The sequence below is a fragment of the Actinomadura geliboluensis genome (assembly GCF_005889745.1).
Lineage (GTDB): Bacteria > Actinomycetota > Actinomycetes > Streptosporangiales > Streptosporangiaceae > Spirillospora > Spirillospora geliboluensis.
Window position 1 is genome coordinate 1 of record NZ_VCKZ01000136.1, and the last position, 20,100, is coordinate 20,100.

At 72.3% G+C, this 20,100-nt stretch carries 19 protein-coding genes and 1 riboswitch; of the genes, 6 read left to right on the forward strand and 13 right to left on the reverse strand.

Annotated features, from left to right (window positions below; genetic code table 11):
- Positions 1–1,984, reverse strand: a 1,984-nt coding sequence (locus ETD96_RS19440; RefSeq protein WP_138637887.1) for a WD40 repeat domain-containing serine/threonine protein kinase, incomplete at its 3' end; no start/stop codon positions are given.
- 83 nt (positions 1,985–2,067) lie between these two features.
- On the reverse strand, positions 2,068–3,396 hold the full coding sequence (locus tag ETD96_RS19445; protein WP_138637888.1) for a cytochrome P450: 1,329 nt from the start codon (positions 3,394–3,396) through the stop codon (positions 2,068–2,070).
- 116 nt (positions 3,397–3,512) lie between these two features.
- Here ETD96_RS19445 and ETD96_RS19450 point away from each other — a divergent pair, with 116 nt between their 5' ends.
- The gene (locus tag ETD96_RS19450) at positions 3,513–4,166 is read left to right on the forward strand and encodes a TetR/AcrR family transcriptional regulator (RefSeq protein ID WP_138637889.1); all 654 of its coding nucleotides are present in this window, start codon (positions 3,513–3,515) and stop codon (positions 4,164–4,166) included.
- A gap of 114 nt (positions 4,167–4,280) precedes the next feature.
- On the opposite strand, the gene ETD96_RS19455 is transcribed toward ETD96_RS19450, so the two are convergent.
- From ETD96_RS19455 to ETD96_RS44885, 11 genes are all read right to left on the reverse strand, one after another.
- Complete coding sequence (locus tag ETD96_RS19455) at positions 4,281–4,727, reverse strand: DoxX family protein (protein WP_138637890.1); 447 nt, start codon at positions 4,725–4,727, stop codon at positions 4,281–4,283.
- A 163-nt stretch (positions 4,728–4,890) separates the two neighbouring features.
- Positions 4,891–5,592: a GNAT family N-acetyltransferase gene (locus ETD96_RS19460; RefSeq protein ID WP_138637891.1), complete on the reverse strand. Its 702-nt coding sequence runs from the start codon at positions 5,590–5,592 to the stop codon at positions 4,891–4,893.
- Positions 5,589–6,161: a TetR/AcrR family transcriptional regulator gene (locus tag ETD96_RS19465; protein WP_138637892.1), complete on the reverse strand. Its 573-nt coding sequence runs from the start codon at positions 6,159–6,161 to the stop codon at positions 5,589–5,591. Before ETD96_RS19465 ends, ETD96_RS19460 begins: the two co-directional genes overlap by 4 nt.
- Before the next feature lie 13 nt (positions 6,162–6,174).
- Positions 6,175–8,313, reverse strand: a complete 2,139-nt coding sequence (locus ETD96_RS19470; protein ID WP_138637893.1) for an MMPL family transporter — start codon at positions 8,311–8,313, stop codon at positions 6,175–6,177.
- Between the two features lie 121 nt (positions 8,314–8,434).
- Positions 8,435–9,202, reverse strand: coding sequence for a group II truncated hemoglobin (locus ETD96_RS19475; protein WP_138637894.1), 768 nt, complete (start codon positions 9,200–9,202; stop codon positions 8,435–8,437).
- A gap of 71 nt (positions 9,203–9,273) precedes the next feature.
- Positions 9,274–11,253, reverse strand: coding sequence for an APC family permease (locus ETD96_RS19480; RefSeq protein WP_240807876.1), 1,980 nt, complete (start codon positions 11,251–11,253; stop codon positions 9,274–9,276).
- A gap of 106 nt (positions 11,254–11,359) precedes the next feature.
- Positions 11,360–11,791 carry a hypothetical protein gene (locus ETD96_RS19485; protein ID WP_138637896.1) on the reverse strand — a complete coding sequence of 144 codons (432 nt, stop codon included), beginning with the start codon at positions 11,789–11,791 and terminating at the stop codon, positions 11,360–11,362.
- Between the two features lie 52 nt (positions 11,792–11,843).
- Positions 11,844–12,428, reverse strand: coding sequence for a COG4315 family predicted lipoprotein (locus ETD96_RS19490; protein ID WP_138637897.1), 585 nt, complete (start codon positions 12,426–12,428; stop codon positions 11,844–11,846).
- A gap of 199 nt (positions 12,429–12,627) precedes the next feature.
- Positions 12,628–13,191 carry a copper resistance CopC family protein gene (locus ETD96_RS19495; RefSeq protein WP_240807878.1) on the reverse strand — a complete coding sequence of 188 codons (564 nt, stop codon included), beginning with the start codon at positions 13,189–13,191 and terminating at the stop codon, positions 12,628–12,630.
- Positions 13,188–13,895 (reverse strand): YcnI family copper-binding membrane protein, encoded by a 708-nt coding sequence (locus ETD96_RS19500; RefSeq protein ID WP_138637898.1) that lies wholly within the window; start codon positions 13,893–13,895, stop codon positions 13,188–13,190. Before ETD96_RS19500 ends, ETD96_RS19495 begins: the two co-directional genes overlap by 4 nt.
- 77 nt (positions 13,896–13,972) lie before the next feature.
- Complete coding sequence (locus tag ETD96_RS44885) at positions 13,973–14,653, reverse strand: hypothetical protein (protein ID WP_171069118.1); 681 nt, start codon at positions 14,651–14,653, stop codon at positions 13,973–13,975.
- A 107-nt stretch (positions 14,654–14,760) separates the two neighbouring features.
- Positions 14,761–14,980: riboswitch (cobalamin riboswitch) on the forward strand.
- Between the two features lie 115 nt (positions 14,981–15,095).
- Between ETD96_RS44885 and ETD96_RS19510 the strand changes: the two genes are divergently transcribed.
- The 5 genes from ETD96_RS19510 to ETD96_RS19525 all read left to right on the forward strand — a co-directional run bounded on the left by ETD96_RS19510 (position 15,096) and on the right by ETD96_RS19525 (position 19,904).
- On the forward strand, positions 15,096–17,375 hold the full coding sequence (locus tag ETD96_RS19510; protein ID WP_205719352.1) for a ribonucleoside-diphosphate reductase subunit alpha: 2,280 nt from the start codon (positions 15,096–15,098) through the stop codon (positions 17,373–17,375).
- A complete protein-coding gene (locus tag ETD96_RS19515) occupies positions 17,366–18,370 on the forward strand; it encodes a ribonucleotide-diphosphate reductase subunit beta (protein ID WP_240807880.1) in 1,005 nt (334 codons plus the stop codon). Before ETD96_RS19510 ends, ETD96_RS19515 begins: the two co-directional genes overlap by 10 nt.
- Before the next feature lie 54 nt (positions 18,371–18,424).
- Positions 18,425–18,577, forward strand: coding sequence for a hypothetical protein (locus ETD96_RS44890; RefSeq protein WP_171069119.1), 153 nt, complete (start codon positions 18,425–18,427; stop codon positions 18,575–18,577).
- 107 nt (positions 18,578–18,684) lie between these two features.
- Entirely contained in the window at positions 18,685–19,287 is a 603-nt protein-coding gene (locus ETD96_RS19520) for a superoxide dismutase (protein ID WP_138637900.1), read from the forward strand.
- A gap of 203 nt (positions 19,288–19,490) precedes the next feature.
- Positions 19,491–19,904 carry an acyl-CoA thioesterase gene (locus tag ETD96_RS19525; protein ID WP_138637901.1) on the forward strand — a complete coding sequence of 138 codons (414 nt, stop codon included), beginning with the start codon at positions 19,491–19,493 and terminating at the stop codon, positions 19,902–19,904.
- Positions 19,905–20,100: the final 196 nt, after the last annotated feature.

Here is a 20,100-nt window from a genome sequence, read left to right on the forward strand (position 1 = left end):
TTCTTACTGTCTCTAAGGAAGAGGCGCCCACCGAGATCTCAGCTCTCTCCGTCGTCGGCAGCGTCAGATGTGTGTAAGAGACAGGGTGTACGGCGTTGTCGGAGCCTGCGGTGGCCAGGGTTTTGCCGTCGGGGCTGAAGGCCACCGAGCGGATGGTGCCCTCGTCGCCGCTGATGCGGTCGCCGTGGGGTTTGCCGGTGGCCACGTCCCATAGCTGCACTGTCTGGTCTGAGCTGCCGGTGGCCAGGGTCTTGCCGTCGGGGCTGAACGCCACCGTGTTGACGTCCTCCGTGTGGTTGATGAAGGACTGGGGGAGCTGTGTGCGGGTGGCCACGTCCCACAGGCGCACATCGTCTTGCTTTTTCTCACCGGCACCGGCCAGCAGCTTGCCGTCGGGGCTGAACGCCACCGCGAGGACGCCGTTGGTGTCGCCTGTGATGTCGCGGGCACGGGGCTTGCGGCCTGATACGTCCCACAACACCACGTCGTAGGCGTCTCCGGCCAGGATCCTGCCGCGCGGGCTGAACGCAATCGAGTCGAAGGTGCCGCGTTGTTCGAGGGGGCCGCCCATGGGTTTTCGGGTGGACGCGTTCCGCAGCAGGAGGGTGCCCACGTCGGCGGTGGCCAGCAGCTCGCCGTCCGGGCTGAAGGCCACCGCTCGGACGGGGTCCTCGTGTTCGGTGAGGGGCTTGCCGATGGGTTTGCGGGTGGCCACGTCCCACAAGCGCACGGTCGTGTCCCGGCTGCCGGTGGCCAAGGTCCTTCCGTCGGGGCTGAACGCCAGCGACGTGACGTCCTTCTCGTGGCCCGTGAGGGGTGCGCCGAGGGGTGTGCGGGTGGCGACGTCCCACAACCGCACCGTGCGGTCGTCGCTCGCGGAGGCGAGGATCCTGCCGTCCGGGCTGAACGCCACCGCGTTGACGGAGAGGCTGTGGCCGGCCAGCGGCTGCCCGATGAGGAACGGTGCGGTGGGAGGAGGCGATTTGCGGGGCCGTCCCGTCCCGTTCTCCTGGGTCGCTAGGTAGCCGACGGGGACGGCCAAGGCGAGGGCCGCGATGCCCGCGGTGACGAGATAGGTGCGGCGGGAGAGTTGCGGGAGCGGCGGGACGGCGGCAGGGTCCGGGACCGGTGGGGCCGGCCGGGTGACGGCGGGCCCGGCGGCTGTCTGTCCGGCGAGGGCCGCGAGGGCGGCTGCGGCGGCCTTGGCGGTGGGACGCTGCCGGGGATCGCGGCGCAGCAGGTCGTGCAGGACCGGCGCCAGCCGCCGGGCACGCTGGACGGGAGCCGGATCGCCCCGGGCGATGGCCAGCAGCAGCGCCGCCATGGTGCCGCCGCTGAACGCGGGACGTCCCTCGACGGCGGCGTACAGGGTGGCGCCCAGCGACCACATGTCGGACGCGGCGGTCGCCTCCCGGTCGTTGACCTGCTCAGGAGACAGGTAGGCGGGGGTGCCCAGCAGCGCGCCCGTGGCGGTGAGGGTGGTCTCGCCGGGGACGACGGCGAGCCCGAAGTCGGACACCACGACCCGCCGTCCCTCCAGCAGGATGTTGGCGGGCTTGATGTCGCGGTGCACGATCCCCGCCTCATGCGCGACGGCCAGCGCCTCCGCGATCTGCGCGCCGATACGCGCGGCCTCCGCCTCGTCCAGCGGGCCGCTGTCGCGGAGAAGGTCGGCGAGGGAGCGGCCCCGCACCAGCTCCATGACGATCCAGGGCAGGCCGTCATCGTCGTGGAACTGGTCGTGGACGGTGATGACGCCGGGGTGCTTGAGCATGCCGACCGAGCGCGCCTCCCGCTCCATGCGCGCCACCAGTTGCTCGCGCTCCCCGGCCTCCAGGCTCAGGGGGAGTTTGAGCTGCTTGAGCGCCACGTCCCGGCGCATCCGCTCATCGTGCGCACGCCAGACGGCGCCCATGCCGCCCTCGCCCAGCACCTCCAGCAGCCGGTACCGGCCGAGCACGACCTTTCCCACGTCCCGTGTCACAGCGGCACATTAGTCACACCGAGCCGTGCCTCGATAGTGCCCCGCGCCCCTTGGTGATCAGCGGAACACGGGTGCGGCGGACGTCATGCCGAGGTGCGGGCGGTGGGTGGGGTGAAGGTGCAGGGGAGGCGCTTGTAGCCGTTGATGAAGCCGGACTGCAGGCGGTCGGGGTCGCCGGCGGCGATGTCGGGCAGGCGGGTGAACAGTTCGCGGAACATCACGGTGATCTCGCGGCGGGCCAGGTTGGCGCCCAGGCAGAAGTGCGGGCCGGGGCCGCCGAAACCGACGTGCGGGTTCGGCGAGCGCAGGATGTCGAAGCGGTCCGGGTCGGTGAAGACGGCCTCGTCCCGGTTGGCGGACCAGTAGAACAGCGTCACCCGCTCGCCCTTGCGGTAGGTGTGGCCGTTCATCTCGTAGTCGCGGGTGAGGTTGCGGCGCATGAAGATCACGGGGCTGCTGTAGCGGACGATCTCCTCGATGGCGCCGCCGATGCGCCCGTCGAAGTCCTCCAGGAGGAGTTCGCGCTGGTCGGGGTGCTCGGTGAACAGCTTCAGGCCGTGCGCGATCGCGTTGCGCGTCGTCTCGTTCCCGGCGACGACGAGCAGCAGGAAGAAGGCGGCGAACTCGCGGGGGCTCAGCCGCTCGCCGTCGACGTTGGCGTTGACCAGCGCCGAGGTCAGGTCGTCGGTCGGCGCGGCCCGGCGCTCCCGCCCGAGCTTGAACGCCAGCCGGTGCAGCCGCCACCCCGCCGACGCCACGGTGCCCAGCATCCGCATCGTGGCGAGCCGGCCGATCTTCGGCGTGCCGCCGCCGTACTCGAACGTCGCGCCCACGTACTCGGGGTCGCTGTAGCCGACGATGATGTTCGTCCACTCCACCACCCGGCGGTGGTGCCGGACGGGGATGCCGAGCATGTCGCAGATGACCTCGACCGGGAGCCGCGCCGCGCACCCGGACACGAAGTCGCCGCCGCCCGCCTCGATCAACTCGTCCACGATCCGGGCGGCGCGGCGCGCGATGTCGTCCTCGGCCTTGGCGAGCATCTTCGGGGTGAACGCCCGGGACACGATCCGGCGGATCTTGGCGTGCCGCGGATCGTCCATGTCGATCATCGAGTTGAAGTACTTGTCCATCCAGCGCGGCATGTCGGCCGGGCTGGTGGCGCTGGGCTCGCTGCTGAACACGTCCGGGTTGCGGCTGGCCTCCGTCACCTCGGCGTGGTGGGTCAGCGCCCAGGACCCCGGGCTCTGCGGGAGGAAGGGCAGCTTCGGCAGGACGAGGAACACCGGCTTCGGCTGGGCCCGCAGCACCGCGAACGCCTCCGCCCGCTCGTGGAGGGGGCGCGTCCAGAAGCGCAGGTCGCTCAGGTCGATGTCCGCCGGCGTCAGCTTTCGGGGGGTCTCCGTGGCCATCCGGACCTCACGCTCCCGTCTCGTCCGCGATTCTGGTGAAGCGTCACACCAGATATCTGGTGCTCAGCGTCCCCAGATTCGCGGATGAAGTCAAGGGATGGGGCACAATCTGGGCTGTGACCTCCGACCCCGCACCCGCGCGCCCGTACCGCGGCGTGCCCGCCGACCAGCGCCGCGCCCGCCGCCGCGCCGCGCTGCTGGCGGCCGGGCTGGAACTGCTGGGCACCGAGGGGCTGGCGGCCACGACCGTCCGGAAGGTGTGCACGCGGGCCGGGCTCAACGACCGCTACTTCTACGAGAACTTCCCGGACCGGGACGCCCTGCTCCTCGCGGTCGTCGACGACCAGGTCGCCCTGGGCACGGACGTGATCCTGTCGGCCGCCCACCGGGCGCCCCGCCGGCCGCAGGCCCGCACCCGCGCCGCGGTGACCGCCGTCCTCGACTTCCTGACCGGCGACCCGCGCCGCGCCCACATCCTCACCCACGCGTTCCCCGCCTCGCCGCTGCTCCAGCAGCGGCGCATCGAGATCGTCCGGACGCTGGCCGCGATCTTCGCCGCCGAGACCCACGAGACCCTGGACCAGGTCCTGCTCTCCGACACCGACCTGGAGCTGACCGGCCTGACCCTCACGGCCGGCCTGTGGGACCTCTTCACCGCCTGGCTCCGCGGAGACCTCGGCATCGACCGCGACCACCTGATCAACTACACGGTCGCCCTGGTCCTGAGCACCACCGAACTCGCCGCGCCGCTCCACAACCGCCTCCACTGACCGGCCGCACCGGCGCCCCCGGCTCAGCCGCGCGGGACCGGGTGGCCAGGGCGGACATGCGAAACGGCCTGCCCGGGGACGGGGTGGCCTCGGGCAGGCCGTGTCTTCGTGTGGTCAGTGCTTGAGGGAGTGCAGGAACTCGCGGGTGTCGTGGCGGCGGTTCCAGGCGATGGCGGCGAAGATCACGGCGAACGCGGCGGGCATCAGGCTCCAGGCCGGGTCCAGGACCAGCAGGTGCGTGGTGATCGCACCGGCCATCAGGCCGATCAGCCCGGTCGCCGCGAGCCCCGCCAGCCGCGGCACCAGCAGCCCGATCGCGCCCGACACCTCGACGATCCCGGTGACGTAGCGGAACCACTGGCCCCACCCGATCAGGTCGAAGGTCTCCACGGCGTCGGCCTGCCCGACCAGCTTGGGCAGCCCCGAGGCGATCAGCAGAAACGCCGCGAGCAGCACCTGCGGCACCCACAGCACCTTGCGCACCGAGCCACCGTCAGCGGTGGACTCGACGGGAGCGGCGGCGGTCGGGGACTGGACGGTCTGAGCGGTCTGAGCGGTCATGGCGGTGGTCCTTCCGTGCGGTGCATCTCATCGGCCTTCACTGACGCGTCGCACGGACCCCGGCCGGATCGACATCCCGCCCGTTTTTTCTTCAAGATTTTTTCGAGACCACATAAGCCCAGGTCAGAGCGACTGTACGTCCATGCCGGGCTTGAGGCGGGCGTTACGGGACGCGGAAGCCGCGGAAGGTCACTTTCCGGCGGGGCTCGAAGCCGAGGCGTTCGTAGAGGGCTATCGCGCCCGTGTTGTCCGCGGCCACGTGCAGGAAGGGACGGTCGCCTCGGGACGTGATGCGGGCCGCCAGGGAGTGGATCAGGCGGGCCGCGTGGCCGCGGCCGCGTGCCTCGGGGGCGGTGCAGACGGTGCTGATCTCCGTCCAGCCGGGAGGGCGGAGCCGTTCGCCCGCCATCGCCACCAGGGCGCCGCCCTCACGAACGCCCAGATAGGTGCCGAGTTCGTGGGTGCGCGGCCAGAACGGTCCAGGGCGGGTGCGTGCGACGAGGTCCAGCATGTCCGGCACGTCGCGCTCGCTCAGTTCGACCACGGCGGGGTCGGTGTCGGGGAGGGCGCCGTCCGGCCAGAGCATCTGGAGGCCGTCCAGAACGAAGACCGGCTCCCAGTCCGGTGGAGGGATGGCGGGGCTGCTGAACATGTCGGCGAACCCGCCGGGGCCGAGCAGCCGCGCGAGGTCGGCCCAGTCGGCCGGGCCGGGGTCGGCGGGGACGGCGGAGAAGGTCGCGACGTCCGGGAGGTAGGTGGCGGCCCTGCCCCGGCGGCGGCCGAGGTGCGCGTGGTGGCCGCGCAAGGACTCGCCCACCGGGTCGTCAAGCGCGGTGTCGTCGAGCGCCGTGTCGTCGCGGTTCATGCCGGTTCGAGGGTGGAGAGGGCCTCGTCCAATGCCTCGGGGAGGTCGAGGGACGGGTCCTCCGACCAGCGGAGCATCAGGTCGAGCATGACGCCGAAGGCGGCGCCGGTCAGGGTGCGGATCTCGGCCGCGGGGCGGCCGGAGCGCTCGGCGAGGATGCCGTTCACGGTCCGCAGGGTGTCCATGAAGCTGCCGAACGCGACGCCGCGCAGGGCGGGGACGGAGAGGATCAGCACGGTCCGGTCGCGGCCCGCCGCGAGCTCCTCGGCGGAGAAGCCGCCGAAGACCTCGCGGAGGGCGGCGCGGAGGGCCGCCACCGGGCTCAGGTCCGCGGGCTGCGCGCGGAGCGCGTCGAAGAAGACCGGGTCGGCGTCGTCGCTGACGACGAGGTCCTCCTTCGTCGGGAAGTAGCGGAAGACCGTCGTGTGCGCGACCTCGGCGGCCTGCGCGACCTGCTCGACGGTGGTGGCGTCGTAGCCGCGCTCGCGGAACAGGCGCAGGGCCTCCCGCTGGATCGCGGCCCGGGTCCTCGCCTTCTTCAGCTCCCGCAGGCCCTGCTTCGGCGCCATCGCCCGCCTTCCGTCATCTCGCCTCGGACGAGGAGCCTACTGTCACCGCCGCGGGGACGTCCCGGAGGCGCTCGCCCTCCACGTCCACCCGGGGCAGGACGCGGTCGAGGCGGGCGGGCAGCCACCAGCCGGCGCGGCCGAGCAGCGCCATCACCGCCGGGACGATTGTCAGCCGGACGAGGAACGCGTCGAAGAAAACGGCGGCGGCGAGCGCGAAGCCGAACGACTGCACCATCGGGGTCACCGACAGGACGAAGCCCGCGAACACGCTGATCATGATGATGGCGGCGGCGGTGACGACGCGCGCGCCGTGGGCGAGGCCGGCGACGGCGGCGTCCGCCGGGGACGCGCCCCGGACGTGCTCCTCGCGCATGCGGGTGACGAGGAAGACCTGGTAGTCCATGGCGAGCCCGAACACCATGCCGATCAGCATGACCGGCAGCAGGTTCACGATGACGCCGGACGAGTGGACGCCGAGCGGCCCGTTCAGCCATCCCCACTGGAACACGGCGACGACCGCGCCGAACGTGGCGGCGACGCTGAGCAGGAAGCCCGCGGTCGCCTTGAGCGGCACCAGGATCGACCGGAACACCACGGTGAGCAGCAGGAACGCGAGGCCGATGACGAGCAGCAGGTACGGGACGAGCGCGCCGGCGAGCTTCTCGGAGGTGTCGATGTCGATGGCGGTCTGCCCGGTGACCGCGACGCCGCGGGCGTGGAAGCGGTCCCGGATCGCGTGGACGAGGTCCTCGGTGGCCTCGGTGGTGGGCCCGGTGGCGGGGACGACGCCGACGAGGGCGGTGGTGCCGGCGGCGTCCATCACCGGGGCGTCGACGGAGGCGACGCCGTCCATGGCGGCCACGTCCTTCGCGACCTGTTCGGCGGCGGCGCGGGGCGCCTGCACGACGAGTGTCAGCGGGCCGTTGACGCCGGGGCCGAAACCGTCCGCCAGCAGGTCGTAAGCCTTCCGCTGGGTGGTGTCGGACGGGGCGGTGCCGTCGTCCGGGAGGCCGAGTCGGAGGGCGGGCGCCGGCAGCGCGGCCAGGAGCAGCGCGGTGACGGCCAGCACGAGGACCGGGACGGGACGGCCCACGACGAACCGGCCCCAGCGGCGTCCGGCCGGGACGGCGGGGCGGGAGGCGCGGGCGAGCGCGCGCCGACCGCCGAGGGCGCGGCGACCGGCGAAGCCCAGCAGGGCGGGCAGCAGCGTCAGCGCGACCAGCACGGCGACGGACACGGTGAACGCGGCGGCGAGGCCGAGCTGGGTCAGCACGGGGATGTCCACGACGGCGAGTCCGGCGAGCGCGATCACGACGGTCAGCCCGGCGAACACCACGGCGGATCCGGCGGTGCCCGCGGCCCGTCCGGCCGCGTCGGCGGGTTCGCGCCCGTCCAGGACCTCCTGGCGGTAGCGGGCGATGATGAACAGCGCGTAGTCGATCGCGACCGCCAGGCCGAGCATGAGCGCGAGGGCCGGGGTGTCGGAGTTGAGCTCGACGAACGCGCCGGCGGCGGCGACGGCCGACACGCCGACGGCGATCCCGAACGCGGCGGTCAGCAGCGGCAGCCCGGCGGCGGTGAGGGACCCGAGCGTCACGAGGAGGACGAGCGCCGCGGCGACGACTCCGAGCAGCTCGCCGGCGCCCTCCTCGGGTGACGCGACGGCGTCGCCGCTCATCTCGACGCGGAGCCCGGGGACGGCGGCGGCCGTGCGCAGCGCGTCCCGGTCGGCACTGGTCAGCTCGTAGGCCGGGACGCGGTAGGCGACCTCGGCCAGTGCGATCCGTCCGTCGGGCGAGACGGTGCGCCGGGCGAAGGGGTCGGCGGCCTCGGCGACGTCCGGGGCGGCCTTGATCCGCGCGACGGCCTGCTGGACGGCGGCCCGGGTCGCGGGGTCGTCCAGCCGCCGCCCGGCGGGGGCGGCGAACACGACGCGGGCGTACGCGCCGCCGGCGGCCTGCGGGAAGCGCTCCTTGACCAGGTCGTTCGCGCGCTGCGCCTCGGTCCCCGGGACGGAGAACGAGTCCGGCGCCGGTTCCGACAGCGCGGCCGCGCCGGACACGGCGGCCACGAGCAGGCCCGTCCACAGCAGGACGACGAGCCGGCGCCGCCGGAAGCAGAACCGGCCGAGCCGGGACAGCAGGACCGCCATGAGACTCACTCCCTTTCGCTAGTACGATAGGAAGTGTTAGTCAGCTAGCGTTATTTGTCAAAGCCTGGAAACGCGGACGTGCCGCCCTCCGCGACGGGAGGACGGCACGTCTCGCGGGCCGCTACTTGGACGGGATGTAAGGCGGCGCCACGCCCCACCCCCAGTGCGGCATGGGCGCTTCAAGGGGCGGCTTGGCGTCGGGCTGGGAGTTCGCGAGGGCGATCCGCGTGCCCCACTCGATGTAGGACGCGAACGCGGCGCGGAACTCGGGGTCGTCGGGGAGGCCGACCTCGTCCGCCGCGTCCATCAGGAGGGAGACCCAGCGGCGGCGCTGCGCCTCGGTGATGCCGCGCCGCAGGTGCTGCCGGACCATGTGGTGGTAGCCGCCGCGCTCCGCGCTGTAGCGCTCCGGGCCGCGGAACACCTCGCTCAGCCAGATCGCCACCCATTTCGGGTGGTCCGGGGCCATGTGCTCGAAGAGGGGGAAGAGCAGGTCGTCCTTGAGGACGCTCGTGTAGAAGACCTCGGTGAGGCGCTCGAACGCCTCGCTCCCGCCCGCCCAGTCGTACATCGTCGGGACGGACGATCCGGCGCCGGCCACCGGCGTCCGCTCGTAGTGCCGCATCTCCTCGATCTGCCGCACGTACGGCTTGATCTCGGCGAAGAAGGCGGGGAAGTGCTCGCCGCCGCGGAACCCCTTCATGTGGTCGTCGGCGGACGTCCAGCAGATGCGCAGGATGTAGGAGGACGGCTCCTCGACGCACCGCGACAGCTCGTAGTCGACGCACTGGGGCGCCGCGGCGAGCGGGACGGAGGCGCGCGCGTAGGCGGCCTCGAACGCGTCGGTGCGGTCCGGTTCGATGCGGTAGCGGATGTATTCGACGATCACGAGACCCCCAGGGCGCTTTCGGTCGGGGTAGTCAATGTAATCCTGTAATCATCCAACGGGAAGCGGAATGATCAATCCCGTGCGGCGGGGCGGCGGCGGAACCGCCCGGCGGAACGGCGGAGCCGGCCGGCCGAGCGGCGGAACCGGCCGGGTCCGGTGGAGCCGAGCCGCCACGGAACGCTGGTGACCATGACGCCCGGCCGGAACAGCAGCCGCGCCGTGAGGCGGAGCGCGCTCTGGTTGTGCAGGAGCTGCTCCCACCAGTGCCCCACGACGTACTCGGGGATGAACACGCAGACGACGTCGCGCGGGCTCTTGCGGTGGATGCGGGCGACATAGTCGAGGACGGGGCCGGTGATGTCGCGGTAGGGCGAGTCGAGGACGGTCAGCGGGATGGGGATGGCGTGCCGCGCCCATGCCTCCTCCAGCTCCCCGGTGTCGCGGCCGGAGGTGCGGACGGTCACGGCCGTGAGGGTGTCCGGGCGGGTCGCGCGGGCGAAGGCGATGGCGCGCAGCGCGGGCGTGTGGAGCTTGGACACCAGCACGACCGCGTGGACGCGGCTCGGCAGGCCGACCGCCTCCTCGGGCGGCTCCAGCTCCGCGGCCAGGCGCGTGTAGTGCCCGCGGATGGACTTCATCATCATGAAGAGGACGGGCATGGCGATGACGACGATCCAGGCGCCGTGCGTGAACTTCGTGATCAGGACGACGACCAGCACCACGCCGGTGAGCGCCGCGCCGACGGCGTTGATCAGGCGGGCGCGCCGCAGCCGGGCCCGCTGCGGCCCGGCCGCGCGCCCGAGGAGGTCCGTCCAGTGCCGGACCATCCCGGTCTGGCTGAGGGTGAAGGAGACGAAGACCCCGATGATGTAGAGCTGGATGAGCCGGGTGGCGCTGGCCTGGAACGCCCAGATCAGGCCGCCCGCGAGGACGGCGAGGATCACGATGCCGTTGCTGAAGACGAGCCGGTCGCCGCGGCGGGAGAACTGCCGGGGCAGGAACTCGTCCTCGCCGAGGATGGAGGCCAGCGTCGGGAAGCCGTTGAAGGCGGTGTTGGCCGCCAGCACCAGGATCGCGGCGGTGAACCCGGCGACCAGGTAGAACGGCGGGGAACCGGCGCCGAACACCGCCGCGGCGATCTGGGCGATGACGGTCTTCTGCTCGTAGCCCGGCGGCGCGCCGGTCAGCAGCCCGGTGGAACCGGCGACCCGCACCTGCGAGACCAGGGCGAGCGCGGTGATCCCGGCGAACATGGCGATGGTGATCCCGCCCATGATCGCCAATGTGGCGGCGGCGTTGCGGCTCTTGGGCGGCCGGAAGCTCGGGACGCCGTTGCTGACGGCCTCGACGCCGGTGAGCGCCGTGCAGCCCTGGGAGAAGGCGCGCAGGACCAGCGCGATGACCAGCCAGCCCGTCGTGCCGTGGGACGGCTCGATCCCGAAATGCGCCGACTCGGCCTGCGGGGCCTCGCCGACGAGCGTCCGTCCGGCGCCCCACAGGAGCATCGCCATCACCACGGTGATGAACCCGTAGGTCGGGATGGCGAAGACCGTCCCGGACTGCCGGACCCCGCGCAGGTTCATGATCGCCAGTAGCGCGACCAGGGCCACGGAGAGCTGGACCGTGTACGGCGCCAGGGCGGGCATCGCGGACGCGAGGTTGGCGACCCCGGCCGCCACCGACACCGCGACCGTCAGCACGTAGTCGACCAGCAGGGCGCTGGCGGCGGCCAGCGAGGCGTTCAGGCCCAGGTTCTCGCGGCTGACGACGTAGGCGCCGCCGCCGCTGGGGTAGGCGCGGCAGGTCTGCCGGTAGGAGAGCACGACCACCGCCAGCAGGACGATGACGGCCGCAGCGACCCACGGGGTGAGGTGGAGCAGCGCCGTCCCGCCGAGGCTGAGCGCGAGCAGGATCTCCTCGGTGGCGTAGGCGTTGGACGACAGCGGGTCGCTGCAGAACACCGGCAGCGCGATCTTCTTCGGCAGCAGCGTCTCGCCCATCTGCGCGCTGCGCAGCGGCCGGCCGACCAGGAACCGCTTGGGAATGCTCACCGCTCTCCGCATCCATCGCGTGCGGCCGCCCGCGCCTCCGGCCGCGCGCCACCCGGCCGCGGCGCCCGCCCGGCCGCGCGGCCGGCTCGTGGGGTGCCGGCGCGGCTCAGCGCGCCGGACGTGCCCGCATCCGGCCCGCTTCGAGGGCCACGTACGCGGCGAGCACGACGATGGCGGCGGACTCCAGCCCGAGCGCCACCATGATGACCGTCCGGTAGCCGGTCTCCTGGAACCCGAACAGCGTGCCCGTCTCGCTGATCATGAGGCCGATGATGGTGCCCGCCGCGAACCCGATCCCGCCGAGCGCCACGAGCGCGTGCGCCGCCCGCCCGGCGGCCGGCACCGACCTGATCACCGGCAGCGACCCGAGCGGGATCAGCAGCAGGAGCCCGAGCGCGACCGCCCCGGCGAAGTTGACCAGGAACAGCACGCCGATGGTCGGGATGTCGCGGTAGTCGTCGGCGAGGTACTCGTACAGGTGGACGGCGCCGACGCCGAACAGGAGCAGGGCGCCCGCCACGCGCAGCAGATCACGCATGGCGGTCGCCTGTGGGCAGCCAAGTGCCGTGGTCAGTGCTCACCGCACCGCCCTACTTGGTGACCGCGCTGCCGGACGCCGACAGCACGAACCACTTGGCACCGAACTGGTTGAGCCCCTGGCCCTTGGCGCTGCCGGGGGTGGTGCCGTCGGGCGCGTAGTAGTACAGCGGGTGCCCGGCGTAGCTGACCTCCATCGTCCCGTCGCTGCGCTTGGTGGTGCTCAGCTTCGCCGCGTCCACTCCGGAGCCGGGCGTGGGCTTCGCGCCGGTCGTGACCGGCGGCCACACCGCCGCGCATCCGCCCGCGCAGGACGACTTGTTCCCCGTGTCCTTCTCGAACAGGTACACCGTCCGGCCCTCGCCGTCGACCAGGACGGGGCCGAGGTTCCCCACGTTCGCCGTCTTGATCGACTCGCCGGTCGCGCCGCCGGTGGGCGCCGCCGAGGTCGGGGACGACTGGCCGTAGCCGGACCCCGAACCCGATCCGTTCGACGACCCGCCGCCGTCGCCGCACCCGGCGACCGCCGCCAGCGTCGCGGCCGCCGCCAGCACGGCGACCGACGCCGTGTTCCGGCGCCGCGACCGGTGATCCGCACCGGACGGACGGCCCGTGCCGCCCCCTCGTGCCTGAAGCATGCGCAACCTCCCGCAAGGCTCGTCAACGGTCTCCCGTGACTCCTACCGAGGCGGCGGTACCCCTGCTCAGGCCGGGGGAACAGGCCAGGTCACAGCCCTTACCCGCCCTTTCCCGTAATCGTGGAATCGACGGCCTCGGGGCCGCGTCCGGCGGGGCGGTCACGGGCAGGCCGTGACCGCCCCGCCGGGCGCGTAAAGGTCAGTCCTGCGCCGGGGAACGGCGGAGCCAGGCGACCGCGCCGCCCGCCGCCGCGACGACCAGCGCGATCAGGCCGATCCACAGCCAGCCGGACGAGCCGCCCGAGTCCTCGCCGGAGGTGGTCGCGGCCTGGCTGCTCGCCGGAGCGGGCGCCGGGGCCGCCGACGCGGAGCCGCCGGAGGCGCCGGACTCGCTCGGTGCCCCCTTCACGGTGAAGGTGTAGGTGCCGTCGACCGGATGACCGTCCGCGGAGACGACCCGCCACCCCACCGTGTACTTGCCGTTCGGCAGGGTGCCGTTGACCGCCTGAGTGACCTTGTTGTCGACCGCGCGCGGCGACCCGGCCTGGTGCTGCGCGCCCGACGCGTCCGTCACCACGACGCGGGGCAGCCGCACCGGGTCGGAGTAGGTCAGGACGATCTCGGACGGCGCCGCGACCGTCGCGTCCTTCTCGGGGCTGGCGGACGTCAGCGCGGCGTGGGCGGAGGCCGGTGCCGCGGTCAGGGCCAGGACCGTACCGGCGGCCAGGACCCCGGCCGCGATCCGCCGCATCACCTTGATCATGCCCGGCTCCGGGCGCGGCTCAGGCCGTAGCCGCCGAGGCCGAGGCCGACGGCGCCGACCGCGATGCCGATGCCGCCGAGGAGGCGTGCCGTCCCGTCGTCGGACGAGGCCGCGGCCTCGGCGGCGGGCTTCTTCTCCGCGGTCAGGCCGACCGCGGCGGCGCTCCCCTTCGGGGTGAGCTGGAGCGTCGGCGCCGGGTGCTCCGGTTCGGCGGCGCCCTCGGCCGGTGCCTCCTCCCACTTGACGACCTCGCCGTTGGAGTACGTCTGGTCGGCCTTGAACATCAACTGGTGGGTGTCGGTCGGGAGCGGCCCCATGGAGACGTCGAACTCCTCGAACTGGCCCGCCTCGATCTTGCCGCCCGACCAGGTGATCGTGGTGACGGCCTCGGTCAGCTCGCCGCCGTGGGTCTGGATCGGCTTCGGCAGCTTGGACTTCTCCGCCTTCACCGTCCAGCCGGGCGTGGGCCGGACGGACACCGACGCGAGCGGGTGGTCGGCCGGCAGGTGCACGACGACCTTGGTCGTGGCGGCGTTGTCGCGCTCGTTCGGCACCCGGAACGAGACCTTGGCATAGGAGCCCTGCTCGGCGCTCTTCGGGTTGGCGGTGACGTGCGCGGACGCGGCCGTGGCCGCCCCGAGCACCGAGAGGGCGGTGAGGGCGACGAGGGCGCCGGCGCGGCGCGCGGGCACGCTGAAGGACATGGGGGAACTCCGTTCGAGTCGTACGGGAAGGGCCGGATGCGCCGCGGATCGGCGTCCGGTGACGTACGGCGCGCGCGTCAGATGTGCGCGAGCGCCCTCGAACGGAACGGGGGACCCCGCCGGACCACCTGGTGCCGCAGCGCGCGGTCGGCGGCGGGGACGGCGGCCGGCGCCGGGGCGGGGACGACCGGCCGCTGCGGCACGGCCGGTTCGATGGTGAGCAGGGCGAGGAGCAGCCGGACGGGACGGTCGGCGGCGGCGGCGACCCGGCGGGCCATCGTCCACACGGACCGTTCGCCGCGCCGCAGCCACCACGCGGCGACGAGCGCGGCGACGCAATGCGCGAGCGTCATGGCCAGGCCGTTGCCGCCGTGCGCGGCGGGCACGGCGGCGAGGTCGGGCATCGCAGCAGCGTCGGTCATCGCCGCGTCGGTCATGGCCGCGTGCATCGCCGGGGTGTGGCCCGCCATGGCGGGCACGGGGTGTGCGGCCGGATCGGCTGCGGCGGCCGTGAACAGCGTGTGCAGCGCGAACTGCCCGCCGAGGAGCCCGCCCAGGATCATGCCGAGCGAGCGCTCATGGCCCGCCAGCATCAGCGTCACGCCGACGACCGCGCCGAACCCCGCCGTCCCGGCCCAGAGCGGGACCGCTGCCCCGCCTGCGAGGACGTGTCCGAGCACCGCCAGCGCGACGCACACGGTGGCGAACACCACCGCGCGTGCGACGCGGAACAGGGGCTGCGGGGAACGCTCCGACATGACGCCCCCATCGTGCCACCCCCCTCCGGGAGCGTGCAGCCGACCCCGGGAACCCGCACCGACGCGCCCAACATCTTGGGGTTGCGCATTGATCGTCAACAAGATGTAGGGTTCAACCCCGTGCTGGTACGCCCCCGCCGCCCGGCGGCGGGGGCGTCGTAAGAGGGAACCCGGTGTGAATCCGGGACTGCCCCGCAGCGGTGAGCGGGAACGACCGCCGTCACATGCACTGGGCCCGACCGGGCCTGGGAAGCGACGGTCAGTAGGACGTGCCTGACAGGTGCGCCGCCCGCGAGTCCGAAGACCTGCCCGCACGAATGGCCTGGGGGTCGTCCCCGGGCCGACACGTCCGGGCCTCGCGGGTGGGCCGAGGGCGGAGCGCGGCATGCCGCCGCGTCCCGTTCGCATGCCTCCGCGAGGCGGCTTGCGAGGGGAGAAGCACGTGACACAGGTTCTGGCCGCCGCACCGCCGGCCGGGGGCATCGCCGCGGAGGTCGAGGCCGCCTGCGCCGGGATACCGGACGTGGCGGCGGCGCGCGTGCTCGCCGCCGTCCGGTCCGGCGACGGGCTGGACGCGGCGGCGCTGCGGGACCTCGCCATCACCGAGGCCGCCGCCCTGGTGGCCGCCGAACCCGGCTACTCCAAGGTCGCCGCGCGGCTGCTCGCCGCCCGGATCCGGGACGAGGCGGCGTCCGCCGGCGTCACCGCGTTCGCCGAGTCGGTCGCCGCCGCGCACCGGGAGGGCCTGCTCGCGGACGGCCCGGCCGCGTTCGTCGCCGCCAACGCCGCCGCCCTCGACGCGCTCGTCGACGACGGCGCCGACGACCGGTTCGAGTACTTCGGGCTCCGCACCCTCTACGACCGGTATCTGCTGAGGCATCCGCGTTCGCGGCTCGTCCTGGAGCGTCCGCAGCACTTCCTGCTGCGCGTGGCGTGCGGGCTCGCCGACACCGTGGACGAGGCGGCGGAACTGTACGGCCTGCTCAGCACGCTGTCGTACCTGCCGAGCTCGCCGACGCTGTTCAACTCGGCCGCGCGCCGCCCGCAGCTGTCGTCGTGCTTCCTGCTCGACTCGCCGCGCGACGAGCTGGAGGCGATCTACGAGCGGTACGGGCAGGTCGCGCGGCTCAGCAAGTACGCGGGCGGCATCGGGATCTCGTGGACGAAGGTGCGGTCCCGGGGCTCGCTGATCCGCGGCACGAACGGGCACTCCAACGGCATCGTCCCGTGGCTGCGCACGCTGGACTCGTCCGTCGCCGCCGTCAACCAGGGCGGCCGCCGCAAGGGCGCCGCCTGCGTGTACCTGGAGCCGTGGCACGCCGACGTCGAGGAGTTCCTCGAACTGCGCGACAACACGGGCGAGGACGCGCGCCGCACCCACAACCTGAACCTCGCCAACTGGATCCCGGACGAGTTCATGCGCCGCGTCGAGGACGACGCGCCGTGGTCGCTGTTCGACCCGAAGGAGGTCCCCGAGCTGGCCGACCTCTGGGGGGACGAGTTCGACGAGGCGTACCGGGCGGCGGAGCGGGACGGGCGGTTCGTCCGGCAGGTCCCGGCCCGCAAGCTGTACGGGCGGATGATGCGCACCCTCGCGGAGACGGGCAACGGGTGGATGACGTTCAAGGACGCCGCCAACCGCGCCTGCAACCAGACCGCCGAGTCAGGCCAGACCGTCCACCTCTCCAACCTCTGCACGGAGATCCTTGAGGTGACCAGCGACGGCGAGGCAGCCGTCTGCAACCTCGGATCGGTGAATCTGGCCGCGCACGTGACGCCCGCCGGGGTCGACTGGGAGCGGCTTCGTTCGACCGTCCGCACCGCCGTCCGCTTCTTGGACCGCACCGTCGACAGGGGCTTCTACCCCACGCCGGAGGCGGAGAAGGCCAACCGCAAGTGGCGTCCGGTCGGGCTCGGGGTGATGGGTCTCGCGGACGTGTTCTTCACGCTGCGCCTGCCGTTCGACTCCGACGAGGCCCGCGCGCTGTCGACGCGCATCGCCGAGGAGATCGCGCTGGCCGCCTACGGCGCGTCCGCCGACCTCGCCGCCGCGCACGGGCCGCTGCCCGCCTACGGCATGACCCGCACCGCGCGCGGCCGGCTCCACCTGGACCACTTCCCGGACGCGGCACCGACCCGTCCCGCCGAGTGGGCCGCGCTCCGGGAGCGCGTCGCGGCGGTCGGGCTCCGCAACTCGCTGCTGATCGCGATCGCGCCCACCGCGACGATCGCGTCCATCGCGGGCTGCTACGAGTGCATCGAGCCGCAGGTGTCCAACCTGTTCAAGCGCGAGACGCTGTCCGGCGAGTTCCTGCAGATCAACGGCTACCTGGTGGCCGAACTGAAGGCGCTCGGGCTGTGGACGCCGGCCGTGCGCGAGGCGATCAAGCGCGCGAACGGCTCCGTGCAGGGTCTCGTCGACCTCCCCGACGAGACCCGCGCCCGCTACCGGACGGCCTGGGAGCTGCCGCAGAAGGCGCTCATCGACCTCGCCGCCGCCCGCACCCCCTACATCGACCAGTCGCAGTCGCTGAACCTGTTCATGGAGACGCCGACGATCGGCAAGCTCTCCTCGATGTACGCGTACGCGTGGCGCAGCGGGCTGAAGACCACCTACTACCTGCGCTCCCGTCCGGCGACGCGCATCGCGCAGACGACCGTCGCGTCCACGGCGGCCGTGTGCTCCCTGGAGAACCCCGAGACCTGCGAGGCATGCCAATAATGCTGCTCGACCCCGGCATGGACCTGACCCTGCGGCCCATGCGCTACCCCGACTTCTACGAGCGGTACCGGGCCGCGATCCGCAACACGTGGACGGTGGAGGAGGTCGACCTCGCGTCCGACATGGCCGACCTGGAGCGGCTCACGCCCGCCGAACTGCACCTGGTGAACCGGCTCGTCGCGTTCTTCGCCACCGGCGACTCGATCGTGGCGAACAACCTGGTGCTGAACCTCTACAAGCACGTGAACGCCCCGGAGGCCCGGCTCTACCTGTCGCGGCAGCTATATGAGGAGGCCGTCCACGTACAGTTCTACCTGACCCTCCTGGACACCTACCTGCCCGATCAGGACGAGCGCGCGCGGGCGTTCGCGGCGATCGAGCACATCCCGTCCATCCGGGCGAAGGCGGAGTTCTGCTTCCGCTGGATCGACTCGCTCGGCGCCCTGGACGAACTCCGCACCGCCGCCGACCGCCGCGCGTTCCTGCTCAACCTGATCTGCTTCGCGGCCTGCATCGAGGGGCTTTTCTTCTACGGCGCCTTCGCCTACGTGTACTGGCTGCGCTCGCGCGGGCTGCTGAACGGCCTCGCGTCCGGCACCAACTGGGTCTTCCGGGACGAGAGCATGCACATGGAGTTCGCGTTCTCCGTGGTCGACACCGTCCGGGCCGAGGAACCGGAGCTGTTCGACGCCGAGCTGACCGCGCAGGTCACCGCGATGCTGGACGAGGCCGTCCAGGCGGAACTGGCCTTCGCCCGCGACCTGTGCGGCGACGGCCTGCCCGGCATGAGCGCCGGCGACATGCGCGCCTACCTCGAATACGTCGCGGACCAGCGGCTCGTCCGGCTCGGGCTCCCGGCCCGCTACGGCACCGCGAACCCGTTCGCGTTCATGGAGCTGCAGGACGTCCAGGAGCTGTCCAACTTCTTCGAGCGGCGGGTTTCGGCCTACCAGATCGGCGTCGAGGGGAGCGTCGCGCTCGACGAGGCGTTCTGAACTAATGCGGGCGGGCACTCGTTGAGCAGAGACCCTAGGCCGAGGAGGACGCCCATGCCTTCCGTCGTCGACCGGATCAAGAGATATCTCAGCGGCCCGCAGGGCCGGAAGATGCGAGCGAGGGCCGAGCACTACGCCCGCGATCCGCGCACGCAGGCCAAGGCACGCCGCCTGCTCGCCCGGTTCCGCGGCGGCCGCCGCCACTGACACGGTACGGCCCGTCCTCACCGAGGGCGGGCCGTCGCCGTAGCGGGCGTCCCACGCCTCTTCTTGCATGCTGGACGTAACTGCAAGTCGTTTGCAATAGTGGCCGTATGGCCGACTACACGCTTCCCGACCTGCCCTACGACTACGCAGCGCTGGAGCCCGCGATCACGGGCGAGATCCTTGAGCTCCACCACGCCAAGCACCACGCCGCCTACGTGAAGGGCGCCAACGACACGCTGGAGAGGCTCGCCGAGGCGCGGGACAAGGAGCAGTACGGCGGCCTGGTCGGCCTGGAGAAGACGTTCGCGTTCAACCTGTCCGGGCACGTCCTGCACTCGATCTTCTGGGACAACCTGTCACCGGACGGCGGCGACCGCCCCGACGGCGAACTGGCCGCCGCCATCAACGAGCATTTCGGGACGTTCGAGGCGTTCCAGAAGCAGCTCACCACGGCGACGTCCACGGTCCAGGGCTCGGGCTGGGGCGTCCTGGCGTGGGAGCCGCTCGGCCGCCGCCTCATCGTGGAGCAGGTCTACGACCACCACGGGAACATCGGCATGAACACCACCCCGCTACTGGTCTTCGACGCCTGGGAACACGCGTACTACCTGCAGTACCGCAACGTCCGCCCCGACTACGTCGAAAAGCTCTGGACCCTCGTGAACTGGACGGACGTGAAAGCGCGCTTCGACGCCGCCCGCGCGTCCTAGAAGACGGCGGCGCCGGACGCGGCGCCGCTCAGGGGGCGGCGTTCACCTGGCCGGGATCGTGCTCAGAACCTTTCCTCGCGGCCTGGTGAACGCCGCTTCCGCATTGGGCGGACGCACCGCCCCACCCACCCGCCGCTAGGCACGGTCACCGTTCCCTTGGCCCGATGCCATACCGCTCTTGGGGCGACCATAGGCTGCCCTCCATGACCGGCGAGTACCAGCATTGGGAGAACGTCCCCACGCGGTGGAAGGACAACGACGTCTACGGGCACGTCAACAACGTCGTCCACTACTCGCTCATGGACACCGTCATCAACGAGTGGATGATCCGGACGGCCGGTTTCGACCCGGTGACGTCCGCCGCCATCGGCCTGTGCGTCGAATCGCACTGCGAGTACAAGGCCGAGGTCGCGTTCCCCGACACGATCAAGGTGGGGCTCCGCATCGGCAAGCTGGGCCGCTCCAGCGTCCGCTGGGAGGTCGGCATGTTCCGCGCGTCCGACGGCGCCCTCATCGCCGAGGGACACTTCGTGCACGTCTTCGTCGACCGCGGCACCCGCCGCCCGGTCGAGATCACCGGCCCCGTCCGCACCGAGATGGAGAAGCTGCTCGCATGACCGAGACCCGGGGTCGAGCGGTTTCTGTTCGTCTATGCGCGCGACCCTGGGCCGCCACGTCCCGCGCAGCAGGCGGAGGCGGGTTCGAGTTGTAGCCGCCGGTCGCCAGAAGGACGGACGTCGCCGGGTAGGTGCGCTCCCCCTCCGGACCGGTCGCCGTCACGGCCGTCACCCGCCGCCCGGACAGGACGAGCCC

Coding starts and splice junctions, on each gene's coding strand:
- ETD96_RS19445 (WP_138637888.1), bottom strand. CDS start 3,396: ATGGCCACGGAGACCCCCCGAAAGCTGACGCCGGCGGACATCGACCTG.
- ETD96_RS19455 (WP_138637890.1), bottom strand. CDS start 4,727: ATGACCGCTCAGACCGCTCAGACCGTCCAGTCCCCGACCGCCGCCGCT.
- ETD96_RS19460 (WP_138637891.1), bottom strand. CDS start 5,592: ATGAACCGCGACGACACGGCGCTCGACGACACCGCGCTTGACGACCCG.
- ETD96_RS19465 (WP_138637892.1), bottom strand. CDS start 6,161: ATGGCGCCGAAGCAGGGCCTGCGGGAGCTGAAGAAGGCGAGGACCCGG.
- ETD96_RS19470 (WP_138637893.1), bottom strand. CDS start 8,313: ATGGCGGTCCTGCTGTCCCGGCTCGGCCGGTTCTGCTTCCGGCGGCGC.
- ETD96_RS19485 (WP_138637896.1), bottom strand. CDS start 11,791: ATGCGTGATCTGCTGCGCGTGGCGGGCGCCCTGCTCCTGTTCGGCGTC.
- ETD96_RS19490 (WP_138637897.1), bottom strand. CDS start 12,428: ATGCTTCAGGCACGAGGGGGCGGCACGGGCCGTCCGTCCGGTGCGGAT.
- ETD96_RS19495 (WP_240807878.1), bottom strand. CDS start 13,191: ATGATCAAGGTGATGCGGCGGATCGCGGCCGGGGTCCTGGCCGCCGGT.
- ETD96_RS19500 (WP_138637898.1), bottom strand. CDS start 13,895: ATGTCCTTCAGCGTGCCCGCGCGCCGCGCCGGCGCCCTCGTCGCCCTC.
- ETD96_RS44885 (WP_171069118.1), bottom strand. CDS start 14,653: ATGTCGGAGCGTTCCCCGCAGCCCCTGTTCCGCGTCGCACGCGCGGTG.
- ETD96_RS19515 (WP_240807880.1), top strand. CDS start 17,366: ATGCCAATAATGCTGCTCGACCCCGGCATGGACCTGACCCTGCGGCCC.
- ETD96_RS44890 (WP_171069119.1), top strand. CDS start 18,425: ATGCCTTCCGTCGTCGACCGGATCAAGAGATATCTCAGCGGCCCGCAG.
- ETD96_RS19520 (WP_138637900.1), top strand. CDS start 18,685: ATGGCCGACTACACGCTTCCCGACCTGCCCTACGACTACGCAGCGCTG.
- ETD96_RS19525 (WP_138637901.1), top strand. CDS start 19,491: ATGACCGGCGAGTACCAGCATTGGGAGAACGTCCCCACGCGGTGGAAG.